The sequence below is a fragment of the Erythrobacter donghaensis genome (assembly GCF_002155425.1).
Taxonomy (GTDB): domain Bacteria; phylum Pseudomonadota; class Alphaproteobacteria; order Sphingomonadales; family Sphingomonadaceae; genus Erythrobacter; species Erythrobacter donghaensis.
This window is the reverse complement of the sequence record NZ_MUYG01000006.1, coordinates 313300-323996: the sequence shown is the minus strand read 5'-3', so window position 1 is coordinate 323996 and position 10697 is coordinate 313300. Positions and strand designations below refer to the sequence as shown.

The following is a 10697-nucleotide window of genomic DNA, read 5'->3' as shown; positions in this document are numbered from 1 at the left end:
GATTGTGTTGAAAAACTCCTCCTTGCAATCGGGCTAAAGTATTGATTCTATGTCTTGGCAGACAAGCGGAGACGGTCGGATGATGGGTGAGCGGACGGTGGCGCAGGAGGCCCTGTTCTACAGCTTCAACCTGGAGCGGCATGTTCCGCAGGATCATTTGCTGCGCTCGATCGATCGGTTCGTCGACCTGTCGGGCATTCGCGAACATCTGCGTCCCTTCTACAGCTCGACCGGACGACCGTCAGTTGATCCCGAGTTGATGATCCGGATGCTGATCATCGGCTACTGCATGGGCATCCGGTCCGAGCGGCGGCTGTGCGAGGAGGTGCATGTCAACCTCGCCTATCGCTGGTTCTGCCGCCTGGGGCTGGAAGGCGATGTGCCCGACCACTCGACCTTCTCGAAGAACCGTCACGGTCGCTTCCGCGACAGTGATCTGCTGCGCCAGCTGTTCGAGACGACCGTGGCGCGCTGCATCGCCGAAGGACTGGTCGGCGGTGAAGGGTTCGCGGTCGATGGCAGCCTCGTGCGCGCCGATGTGAACCGCCAGCATGCCGTCGATCAGGCCGATGGCTTGCCGGACCCGGCCACCAGCCATGCCGTTCGCGAGTATCTGGCTGTGCTCGACGATGCGGCCTTCGGGGGCGCAACCCCGGTGCCGCCCAAGCAGTTGGCGGTGGCCGATCCGGCCGCACGCTGGACAGCGGCAAGCCGCGAGCGTGCCTTCTTCGCCTATGCCACCAACTACCTCATTGATCTCCAGAACGCAGTGATCGTCGATGTCGAGGCGACCACCGCCATCCGTCAGGCCGAGGTGACCGCCCAGCGCCGCATGATCGACCGGACGCAGGAGCGCTTCGGCCTCTGGCCCGAGCGGCTCGTGGGCGACACCGGATATGGCGATGCAAGGAACCTGTCCTGGCTGGTCGAGGAGCGCGGCATCGAGCCGCACATCCCTGTGTTCGACAAGTCTGCCCGCCGCGATGATACCTTCGAGCGTTCGGCCTTCACCTTCGACCATGAGGATGACAGCTATATCTGCCCTGCTGGCAAGCGGCTGCGCCAGAGGCAGAAGGTCTATCGCGAGGAACGTCCGTTCGTCGATGAGAACGGCATGTTGCGTTACCGCGCCAGCAAGCTCGACTGCAGTGCCTGCGCTCTCAAGCCGCGCTGTTGCCCGACCCAACCAGCGCGCAAGATCCTGCGTTCAGTCCACGAGGGCGCCCGTGATCTGGCCCGCGATATCGCCACGACCGACGCCTATCTGGTCTCGCGCCGCCAGCGCAAGAAGGTCGAGATGCTGTTCGCGCACCTCAAGCGCATCCTCAGGATGGATCGCCTGCGCCTGCGAGGTCCAAACGGCGCAAGAGACGAGTTCCTCCTCGCAGCCACCGCCCAAAACCTCCGGAAAATGGCCAAGCTGATCCCCATGCCAGCCACCACAGCCCCCGCATAAGCGGGGGCGAAGCCTCAGAGCGCCGCTCAGGCTCGCGCCAGCGCCGATCTCAGCGCCGGGTTTTTCAACACAATCCACCCACTTTCGGCCATTCGCGACTGACGCCCGACCACCCGATTGCGGCCACTGGTTCCCGCATATCTTCCCAGGGGTGCGCTTCAAATTTGATTCCGATCAAAGACTCTTGGCCGCAAAGGGCCGATAGAGGCACCATGACCCAGCCCCTCACCCTCCTCGCCCCGCTTGCCCTTCTCGCGCTGGCCGCCTGTGCCGCGCCCGGGACCGACAATCCGCCGCCGATGCTCGGCAAGCGCACGTCGCCCTCGGTCGACACCCGTGCGCCCGCCTTTGTCGAGGGCGCGTGCGGAGGGTGCCATGCGGTCGAGCCGCCGTTCCTCTCGCCCAATCCGGCCTCGCCCAGCTTTGCCGCGATCGCCAACCGGCGGGAGCTGTCGGAAAAGTCGCTCGCCGACTGGCTCAGCGAGGCGCACAATTACCCCGAGGACATGGATTTCACCCTGACACGCGCCCAGATCGACCAGATCGCGCGCTACATGGTGACCCTGTGCCAGGCAGGCTACGTGCCCGACGAGTGAGCATTCCTACGTGCGGGAGAGTGCTCTAGCGTGCGCGGCGCTCTTTCGGATCGTCAGCCCGCTTCCCGGGCTCGTGGCACACCTGCGACCGGGAGGTTTTCTAACCTTTGACAGTGTCTCCTGTGTCTCCACAGTCAGGAAACACGGCCAGAACCTGAATTGCCTCTCCGGTAATCTTCCGACGACCCGAAGGCCCGCGATCAGATGAAGCTGAGCAACATCTTGAAGATCAGCGTCAGGCCGAAGGGCAGGCCGATCGCCAGCGCCCAGAGCGTCGCCACGTCGCGCCGGAAGGCAGGGGCATAGGTCTGATCGACCGCCTCGGCATCATTCAGCACTGCCCAGCGCTTTTCGAACCAGCGGCACACCGGGATGATCCCTGCGACCAGCACCACCAGCGCGAGATAGGGCAGCAGGGTCGAGGAGCCTTCCGCCAGCGCCTTCACCGTCACGAAGATCTGCAAGCCCGTATAGACCAGCAGGCCATAGGCGACATGATCGCTCATCGCCTTGCGCCAGTCGCGCGCCCCTTCGGCGGGCAGCGCCTCGCTGCCGACACCCTTTGCTCCACGCTTGTGCAAATTGACCATATGCGCCGCTCCCCAACGGTCTTTTGTGATGCCGGCAGTATCGCAAAGCTTCCCCAACCTTGCAAGGAGCCGCGGAATTCCGCCATTTTGTTGCGTTTGGCGCATCAGGCGCAGGCCAAGCTGCGGGAATTGCAGCGGGTTTGATTGCGCCGGGTTCCGCTGCGGCAGGCTAAGCAAAAATCCTGCCAAACAGCCCCTGCCCCTTTTCTGGCGGGCCAAGGCTGCTAAAGCTGGCAGGCGATGAGCACCACCACCCTCTCTGAACAGGCCACAGCGCCCGCTCCCGTCCAGCCCATCGGCAGCGGGCTTGAGGTGATCTCGATCGCCAAAAGCTACGACAAGCGCGCGGTGCTGACCGACATTTCGCTGAACGTCGCGAAGGGCGAAGTGCTCGGCCTGCTCGGCCCCAACGGGGCGGGCAAGACCACCTGCTTCTATTCGATCATGGGGCTGGTGAAGCCGGATTCGGGCCGGATCCTGATGGATGGCGAGGATGTGACCAAGCTGCCGATGTATCGCCGCGCGATACTCGGGCTCGGCTACCTCCCGCAGGAAACCAGCATCTTTCGCGGCATGACGGTGGAGCAGAACATCGACTGCGTCCTCGAGATGGTCGAGCCGGACAAGGCCACCCGTGCCTCCGAGCTGGAGCGGCTGCTCGACGAATTCGGCCTCACCCGCCTGCGCCAGTCGCCCGCAATGGCGCTGTCGGGCGGGGAGCGGCGGCGCTGCGAGATTGCCCGCGCCCTGGCGGCCAAGCCTTCGATCATGCTGCTCGATGAGCCTTTCGCAGGCATCGACCCGCTGTCGATCAACGACATCCGCGACCTGATCCGCGATCTCAAGGGACGCGGCATCGGGGTGCTGATCACCGATCACAACGTGCGCGAGACGCTCGATATCGTCGACCGCGCCTGCATCATCTACGGCGGGCAGGTGCTGTTCGCCGGAAGCCCGCAGGAACTGGTCGCGGACGAGAACGTGCGGCGGCTCTATCTCGGTGAGAGCTTCACGCTCTAGCTTTTGCGATGGCGCTCGGCCCCCGCCTCGATATCCGGCAGACGCAATCGCTGGTGATGACGCCGCAGTTGCAGCAGGCGATCAAGCTGCTGGCGGCCTCCAACCTCGAAATCGAGACCTTCATCGCCGAGGCGCTGGAGGCCAACCCGCTGCTCGACACCGGCGGGCCTTCCGACCCGGGCGAACCCGAGCGGATCGAGATTGCCGCGCCCGCAGGCGAGGAAGCGACTGCCGATCAGCTGATGCTGGCGGGCGGGGGTGAGAGCGACGCGCCGCTCGATCTCGGCTCGGTCGACCGCGATTTCGATACGGGCGACGGCGCGGGGCCTTCGATGCGCGATGCGGAATGGGGCGCGGCGAGCGGCTCTGGCGGCGACTTCGATGACCTGCCCGACTGGGAACAGCTGCGCGCCGCCGAGGTCACGCTGGTCGAGCACCTCGAAGGCCAGCTCGGCGCAGCTGCCAGCGACCCGCGCACGCTCGCCACCGCGCGCCACATCGTCGGGCTGCTCGACGAGGCGGGCTATCTCACCCTCCCGCTCGAGGAAGTGGCCGACGATCTCGGGGTCGATGTCTTCGATGCCAAGGCGGGATTGCGACTGGTGCAGTCGCTCGACCCCTCGGGCGTGGGCGCGCGCAATCTCGCCGAATGCATCGCGATCCAGGCGCGCGAGGCCGATCGCTACGACCCTTGCATGAAGGCGCTGATCGACAACCTCGATCTGGTCGCGCGCGGCGAGGTGGAGCGGTTGAAGCGTCTGTGCCGCGTCGATGACGAGGATTTCGCCGACATGCTGCGCGAGCTGCGCAGCTACAACCCGCGGCCCGGCCTCGCCTTCGCACCCGGCGATACTGGCACGGTGGTGCCCGACATCCTCGTCACCGCCAATGCCGCCGGGGGCTGGGACATCGCGTTGAACGAAGACACCCTGCCCAAGCTGATCGTCAACCGCGGCTACTTCGTGGAACTGAATGCCGGGTCGACCAGCAAGGAATCGCAAGGCTGGCTGAAGGAGAAGCTGGCCGATGCGCACTGGCTGATTCGCGCGCTCGACCAGCGCCAGAAGACCATCCTCAAGACCGCCGCCGAAATCGTGAAGCAGCAGGACGGCTTCTTCCGCCGCGGCGTTGCCGAACTGCGCCCTCTCACCTTGCGCGAGGTGGCCGAGCAGATCGAGATGCACGAAAGCACCGTCAGCCGCGTCACCAGCAACAAGTATCTCGCCTGCGCGCGGGGGACCTTCGAGCTGAAATACTTCTTCACCAGCGGGGTCGCGTCAGCCGACGGCGAGGGTGCATCGAGCGCGGCGATCAAGGCGCGAATCAAGGCGCTGATCGATGCCGAGACGGTGAAGAATATCCTGTCCGACCAGCAGCTCGCCGAAATGCTTCAGAAAGAAGGCTTCGACCTCGCCCGGCGCACGGTCGCCAAATATCGCGAGGCGATCGGGCTGGGATCGAGCGCGGAGCGGCGCAGGGCCAAGAAGCTGGCAGGGCTATAGAGCGCCGTCCGATTCGCACCGGTGACGGATCACCACGAGGTGTTGCAGCTTTCGAACGCCGCGAGCGCCTCGGCCAGTGGCACCGCGGGCGGGGTGAAACTGTGGAGCAGCACGCCTTCCTTGTCGAACAGATCCCAGCTTCTGGCGTCTTTGAGCAGGGCCGTGCGGCTGTCGGCACTGAGGCCGCCGATCCCGACATAGAAATCGTCCGTGCTGGCATTGGTTTTCAGAATCACCCGAGAAATTCCCGGTTTGGCCGGGCCAAGCGTCTTCAGCGTGAATGTTCTGAGCTCATCCTGCTGCATCGGCACTGCAAATGTCACGGTCCGGAACAGGGTTTTCGCGCCGCCGAGCACCATCATCGTGCGGCCGTATTGGTTCTGACTGATGGTCAGGGCAAATTCGCCCCCGGCCGCATTGGACTGGATGCCGAGTTCGCAGACACCAACGCTGCCTTCGCGCTTTTTCACGGCCAGCCGATGCTCTGCCCGCGATATGGAATACAGCACCCCGTCTGCTTGCTGAGCCGCGCGCACCGGTGGCAGGTGAGCCATGGTCATCGCCGCGACCGCAATGGCTGTGCAAGTTGCTCGCAAGCTTTTCATGAAGGTTCTCCGCCGATCTTTCGGACGCGATAACATTCCCGCTGACGGCACCCTAGTGACAAGGCCTGTCATGTTTGCCGGCGGCCCGCCCCGATCAGGATCATGGATTTATCGGGCCGGAACCGCGCCCCAAACCGTGCAGGGCCGAGAAACGCGCAGGCGCATCTTAGCACTTTCCCGCAGTGGGCAGGGCGAGTGTAAAGCTTTATACCTGTGGCGGTTTTGCCCCTGCCGGGGGTGTGACTCGAAAGACTCACTTCAAAACGTTAACGCCTTAAACATCTTATTAACCTTTTTTGGTGAGAAGTGGCGTGGTTAACAGACGGCAACCTCTCCTAAGGCGAGGTTACCACGGGGAAGACACCGAAAGTTACGGGGGCTGCAATGCGCGTTCTGCTGATCGAAGACGAACCCACCACTGCCAAGGCGATCGAGCTGATGCTCACGACCGAAGGGTTCAACGTCTATTCGACCGATCTCGGCGAAGAGGGTTTGGATCTCGGCAAGCTGTATGATTACGACATCATCCTGCTCGACCTGAACCTGCCCGACATGCACGGCTATGATGTGCTGAAGAAGCTGCGCGTCGCCAAGGTGCAGACCCCGGTGCTGATTCTTTCGGGCATCTCCGAGATGGACTCCAAGATCCGCTCCTTCGGCTTCGGCGCTGACGATTACGTCACCAAGCCGTTCCACCGCGAAGAACTGGTCGCCCGCATCTATGCGGTGGTGCGCCGTTCGAAGGGCCATTCGCAGTCGGTCATCCGCACCGGCAAGCTCGCCGTGAACCTCGACGCCAAGACCGTCGAAGTCGATGGCGCCCGCGTGCACCTGACCGGCAAGGAATATGCGATGCTCGAGCTGCTCAGCTTGCGCAAGGGCACCACGCTGACCAAGGAAATGTTCCTCAACCACCTGTACGGCGGGATGGACGAGCCCGAACTCAAGATCATCGACGTGTTCATCTGCAAGCTGCGCAAGAAGCTCTCGCTGGCCTGCGGCGGCGAGAACTACATCGAGACCGTCTGGGGCCGCGGCTACGTGCTGCGCGACGACGAAACGGTGGTCGAAGCGGCGTAACTGGTTGCGAGGGCCCATCCGGGCCCTCGTCCTCGGTGCGTTTCGATCCTTGCAGGATCGAGCACCTGCGGGCGGCCGGTCGGCCTTGCGGCCCTTCGGGCCGATGCCTTCCCCTCCACGTCATCCCCGCGCAGGCGGGGATCCAGCTTTGCCCTTGTCGAACGCCCGGGGACCTGGCCCCCGGCGTTCGCGTTTCAGCCGATGCGGTTGAACACCAGCGCCTTGGGCTCGGGCATTTCGCCGTTGGCCCAGATGATCGTCTCGGTCATGCTCTGGCCGTTCTTCGCGACGGTGTAGACCCGGGTCGACACCCGCTCGCCGCCCTTGGCGAGCGTCATCACCAGCGTATCGGGCGCAGGCTGACGCAGCGCGACCGAATCGATTTCGGCGAAGTTCCCGCCCACCGGCACCGCCACGCCATCGGGTGCAGCGGTCGATTCGGCCTTGATCATCCCGCCGTCGCGGTTCTCGATCCAGACCAGCGTGTGCATCCGCCCGTCGGCTTGCGGCGTGAAAGTGATCGTCACCGCAGCCGGCCGTTCGTCTTCGGGCAGCCGCGCGACATCGAGCGACCAGCGCCCGGCCAGCGGCGAGGTTGCCTGCGCGGTCTGCGCGGTCTGCGCGGTTTGGGCCGCCTCGGGCAGGGTGGCGGTGCCGGCAGCGAGCGCGAGGCCCAGAGCGGCGGCGGGAAGCAGGAAAGCCATGGCGATTCGTCCTTTCGTCCATACGAACCCCGATTTGCGGGGCACGGACGAATCCTCGGCCGAAGAGGCCAGCGGCGACAGATCGATTTCGTCGTCCCAGATTTTTTGTGCCGCCAATTGCCGCGCCAGCTCGCGGCTGCTGCCCACCCCGGTCTTGCGCCGCGCTTCGCGCAGCCGCTCGTTGATCGAGGCTTCCGACCGCCCGAGCTGCGCCGCGATCGACTTCACCGTGTGCCCGCCCGCCAGCAGGCGCAGGATCTCCCGCTCCTTGTCGGACAGCGCGGCAGGGGAAAGGGGCGGCAGGGTGGACATGGCCTCTGATCACCACAGGCCGCGCCAACGTCCAGCACGATTTTCTTGTGCCGCGCCGGGCTGCGTGCCAAGCGCCCGCACCATGACGGCATTCAAGGAAGGCGATCCGACCACCATCGCGCGGCTCTATGGCCGGTCGGTCGGCAAGAAATTGCGCAAGTATCAGCAATCGCTGGTCGACAATCTCCTGCCGCAGATCGCTGTGCCCACGGAAGGCCCGGTGACGAGCGAGGGCCTGTTCGGCGATGCCCGCCCGCTGCATTTCGAGATCGGCTTCGGCGGGGGCGAGCATCTCGCCTACCGCGCCGATCTGCTGCCCGACCACGGCTTCATCGGCGCCGAGCCCTTCGTCAACGGCGTCGCGCAGGCGCTGACCCATGTGGCCGACCAGCGCCTCGCCAATATCCGCCTGCATCATGGCGATGCGCTGGAGGTGCTCCAGCGCATCCCCTCGGCCTCGCTGACGATGCTCTACCTGCTCCACCCCGATCCTTGGCCCAAGGCCCGCCACGCCAAGCGGCGGATGATGAACGACGGCCCGGTGCGGCTGTTTGCCGAGAAGATGAAGCCCGGCGGCGAGTTCCGCTTCGGCACCGACCACGCGGTCTATCTGCGCCACGCGCTGATGGTGATGCAGCGCCACACCGACCTGTTCGAATGGGTGGTGGAGAAGCCGTCAGACTGGCAGGTGCGCCCCTCCGGCTGGCCCGAGACGCGCTACGAACACAAGGCGCGGACGGTCTACGGCCACGAGGTGTGGTACTTCCGGTTCCGGCGGCGGGGATGAAAGCTGCGATGGTCCGGCACTGGCGCTGGTTTGTGCTGGCCGCGATCCCGTTCGACATCGTGATTGCTGTGCTTCCGCACCTGACTGGCGATTTCACCGACGTGCTGCCGATCCTGCCCTTGCGCTGGGTGATCATGGTCATGGGCGCATTCGCGCTGCGTGATGCGCAGGCGTTAGGCACCATATCCTCGCGTACCTATGGACGGGCGGTGCTTTATCTGATCTTCGGCTTCACTGCGGCTGGATTGCTCGGCGGTGCGATGTCGCCCTTACCGGCCTGACCTGCCGCGCACCCGCAACCACGGCATCAGCGCAAACGCCACCTGCCCGGCAAGACCCAGCAGCGCGTGTGGCTCTTGCAGGTCTGCGAACCACTGGGGCGGGGTCTGTCCTGCCAGCACCCCCGCCAGCGCGCACTCCGCCGTCATCAGCAAGGCAAAGGCGATGCCGCCCATCGCCAGCGCCTCAGCGCCGGTCGCAATCCCAAACCGCTGCGCCAGCCAGTCGGATGCAAACCAGCTGGCGGTCAGCATGATCGGGAGCTCGATCACGGTCGCGGGCACCAGCCCGACCAGCGGCGCGAGCCACAGCACGCGGATGGTGCCCAGCACAAACCCCAGCGCGAAGATCAGCGCCCAATAGGCAAGTCCCGCGCCAGCGAGGCGGATCACGCCGCAGCCCTCGCTATCGCCAGCGCCGGGCCACAAGGCATGGCGGCGGTCAGGGCTGCATCCCCAATTCCAGCAGCGAAGTCACCGGCATCGCGTAGAAGCGCGTCCCCTGCTCGTCCGATTGGCCGAAAATCACCGTGTTGCCGCCGATCACCTGTACCGCGCTGTCATTGCCCCGGGTCGAAAGCGGCGCACCGAGCGCGCGGGGCGCGGACCAGCCATCGCCTTCGCGAAGGGTGATGTACATGTCCTCCTTCGTGTCGGCGCCTGCCAGATCATAGTTCGAAAACAGCAGGAAAGACCCGTCCGGCGCCAGAACGGGGTAGGCCTCGCCGGAGCTGTCGCCGGTTTGCAGGTCGTTGAGGTTGCGCAGGATGCGGAAGCTGCCAGCGTCGCTGCCCACGGCCACTTCGTAGAGGCCGATGCGCGCCTCTCCATCAAGCCTGCGGTCTGTCCACATGACCCCGGTGCCGTTGGCGGCGGTGGTGAGAGACACTTCGCCGTAAGCCGGTGTGGCGGTGATCCGCTCCACCTGCTTCCAGCCCGAGCGGCGCGAGACGCGGTAGAGATCGCGGGTGGTGTTACCCGGCTCCTCGGCCTTGTGGCGATCGCTGCTGAAATAGACATATTCGCCGTCATGGCTGGAAACCGGCGTGCCCTCGGCAGCGCTGAGATCGGCGAAAGGGGCTGGCTCCAGCGCGGACCATGCATTGCCGCGCCATTGGCGCATCATGATCCGGCGGTTCTCGCCGTCGTCATCGCCGGTGCCGACGAACATCGTCTCGAGGTCGATGCTGAAGGTCACGTCCCAGGCGTTGAAACCCTGCGGAAAGAAGCCGGCGAGAATGATGCGCGGCGATGCACCTTGTGCGACCAGATCGACCGAGGGTCCGAAGGCCTGCCCCTGTTCATTCCAGTAGCGGAAGGGCCCGCGCTTTACGCCCAGATCGAATTCGCCCTCGAAGGATTTCAAGCCATTGGCGTGCCAGCCCTCGCTCGGGCCGTCCCACAGATCGCGCGTGACATAGGAACGCTCGCGCACGATTCCGTTGGGGTGGAAATACATCCACACCCCCTCGCCCTTGTCCTCGCGCCATTCGGCCACGAGGGTGAGGTTGCCGTCCGCGTCCCACTCCTGAAACAGCCCGTCGAGCTTGCCGTTCTTCCGGAACGCGCGCTTGGCCATGCGGCCATTGTCGTGCTGCGTGATCTCGGCGGTGACCGAGGGATCGCCCGGAACGGGGGTCAGCACCGGGTTGTACTCGCCCGCACCGGCGTGCGCGGCGATGACAAGCGCGGCGATAGCGAGGGCGGCGCATCTGTGTGTTGGCTTCATGCCTCTGAAATAGCAGAGCGCCAGCCATCATGGTGCGC

12 protein-coding genes are annotated in these 10697 nt (G+C 64.9%); 7 read left to right on the top strand and 5 right to left on the bottom strand.

The genetic code is table 11. The features are described from left to right. The first annotated feature begins 79 nt into the window (after positions 1-79). Both BZF59_RS02910 and BZF59_RS02905 read left to right on the top strand, forming a co-directional pair. A complete protein-coding gene (locus tag BZF59_RS02910) occupies positions 80-1456 on the top strand; it encodes an IS1182 family transposase (RefSeq protein ID WP_086606213.1) in 1377 nt (458 codons plus the stop codon). 212 nt (positions 1457-1668) lie between these two features. After that, a complete protein-coding gene (locus BZF59_RS02905) occupies positions 1669-2052 on the top strand; it encodes a cytochrome c family protein (RefSeq protein WP_086606723.1) in 384 nt (127 codons plus the stop codon). Positions 2053-2252: 200 nt separating this feature from the next. Here BZF59_RS02905 and BZF59_RS02900 read toward each other — a convergent pair whose 3' ends face one another. Continuing rightward, positions 2253-2642: a hypothetical protein gene (locus tag BZF59_RS02900; protein WP_342744105.1), complete on the bottom strand. Its 390-nt coding sequence runs from the start codon at positions 2640-2642 to the stop codon at positions 2253-2255. Between the two features lie 240 nt (positions 2643-2882). Between BZF59_RS02900 and lptB the strand changes: the two genes are divergently transcribed. Together lptB and rpoN are read left to right on the top strand one after the other, a co-directional pair. Next, positions 2883-3662: an LPS export ABC transporter ATP-binding protein gene (lptB, locus tag BZF59_RS02895; RefSeq protein WP_086606722.1), complete on the top strand. Its 780-nt coding sequence runs from the start codon at positions 2883-2885 to the stop codon at positions 3660-3662. Positions 3663-3670: 8 nt separating this feature from the next. Further along, positions 3671-5164: an RNA polymerase factor sigma-54 gene (gene rpoN / locus BZF59_RS02890; RefSeq protein WP_086606721.1), complete on the top strand. Its 1494-nt coding sequence runs from the start codon at positions 3671-3673 to the stop codon at positions 5162-5164. A 29-nt stretch (positions 5165-5193) separates the two neighbouring features. Here the strand turns inward: rpoN and BZF59_RS02885 are convergent, their stop codons facing one another. Continuing rightward, complete coding sequence (locus tag BZF59_RS02885; protein WP_086606720.1) at positions 5194-5724, bottom strand: hypothetical protein; 531 nt, start codon at positions 5722-5724, stop codon at positions 5194-5196. Positions 5725-6153: 429 nt separating this feature from the next. Between BZF59_RS02885 and ctrA the strand changes: the two genes are divergently transcribed. After that, positions 6154-6849, top strand: a complete 696-nt coding sequence (ctrA, locus tag BZF59_RS02880; protein ID WP_086606719.1) for a response regulator transcription factor CtrA — start codon at positions 6154-6156, stop codon at positions 6847-6849. 194 nt (positions 6850-7043) lie between these two features. Here the strand turns inward: ctrA and BZF59_RS02875 are convergent, their stop codons facing one another. Beyond that, on the bottom strand, positions 7044-7865 hold the full coding sequence (locus tag BZF59_RS02875) for a helix-turn-helix domain-containing protein (RefSeq protein ID WP_086606718.1): 822 nt from the start codon (positions 7863-7865) through the stop codon (positions 7044-7046). 82 nt (positions 7866-7947) lie between these two features. Here BZF59_RS02875 and trmB point away from each other — a divergent pair, with 82 nt between their 5' ends. Beyond that, positions 7948-8652: a tRNA (guanine(46)-N(7))-methyltransferase TrmB gene (gene trmB / locus BZF59_RS02870; RefSeq protein ID WP_086606717.1), complete on the top strand. Its 705-nt coding sequence runs from the start codon at positions 7948-7950 to the stop codon at positions 8650-8652. Beyond that, entirely contained in the window at positions 8649-8933 is a 285-nt protein-coding gene (locus tag BZF59_RS02865; protein WP_086606716.1) for a hypothetical protein, read from the top strand. Before trmB ends, BZF59_RS02865 begins: the two co-directional genes overlap by 4 nt. Here BZF59_RS02865 and BZF59_RS02860 read toward each other — a convergent pair. Both BZF59_RS02860 and BZF59_RS02855 read right to left on the bottom strand, forming a co-directional pair. Then, a complete protein-coding gene (locus BZF59_RS02860; RefSeq protein ID WP_143738074.1) occupies positions 8922-9323 on the bottom strand; it encodes a hypothetical protein in 402 nt (133 codons plus the stop codon). The genes BZF59_RS02865 and BZF59_RS02860 overlap by 12 nt on opposite strands. Before the next feature lie 49 nt (positions 9324-9372). After that, a complete protein-coding gene (locus BZF59_RS02855) occupies positions 9373-10659 on the bottom strand; it encodes a toxin-antitoxin system YwqK family antitoxin (RefSeq protein ID WP_086606714.1) in 1287 nt (428 codons plus the stop codon). Between the last annotated feature and the right edge of the window lie 38 nt (positions 10660-10697).

Bases quoted from the DNA above. Each gene is read 5' to 3' on its own strand.
- lptB (WP_086606722.1), top strand. From the start codon at position 2,883: ATGAGCACCACCACCCTCTCTGAACAGGCCACAGCGCCCGCTCCCGTC.
- BZF59_RS02885 (WP_086606720.1), bottom strand. From the start codon at position 5,724: ATGACCATGGCTCACCTGCCACCGGTGCGCGCGGCTCAGCAAGCAGAC.
- BZF59_RS02865 (WP_086606716.1), top strand. From the start codon at position 8,649: ATGAAAGCTGCGATGGTCCGGCACTGGCGCTGGTTTGTGCTGGCCGCG.
- BZF59_RS02905 (WP_086606723.1), top strand. From the start codon at position 1,669: ATGACCCAGCCCCTCACCCTCCTCGCCCCGCTTGCCCTTCTCGCGCTG.
- BZF59_RS02855 (WP_086606714.1), bottom strand. From the start codon at position 10,659: ATGAAGCCAACACACAGATGCGCCGCCCTCGCTATCGCCGCGCTTGTC.
- BZF59_RS02900 (WP_342744105.1), bottom strand. From the start codon at position 2,642: ATGGTCAATTTGCACAAGCGTGGAGCAAAGGGTGTCGGCAGCGAGGCG.
- trmB (WP_086606717.1), top strand. From the start codon at position 7,948: ATGACGGCATTCAAGGAAGGCGATCCGACCACCATCGCGCGGCTCTAT.
- ctrA (WP_086606719.1), top strand. From the start codon at position 6,154: ATGCGCGTTCTGCTGATCGAAGACGAACCCACCACTGCCAAGGCGATC.
- BZF59_RS02875 (WP_086606718.1), bottom strand. From the start codon at position 7,865: ATGTCCACCCTGCCGCCCCTTTCCCCTGCCGCGCTGTCCGACAAGGAG.
- BZF59_RS02910 (WP_086606213.1), top strand. From the start codon at position 80: ATGATGGGTGAGCGGACGGTGGCGCAGGAGGCCCTGTTCTACAGCTTC.
- rpoN (WP_086606721.1), top strand. From the start codon at position 3,671: ATGGCGCTCGGCCCCCGCCTCGATATCCGGCAGACGCAATCGCTGGTG.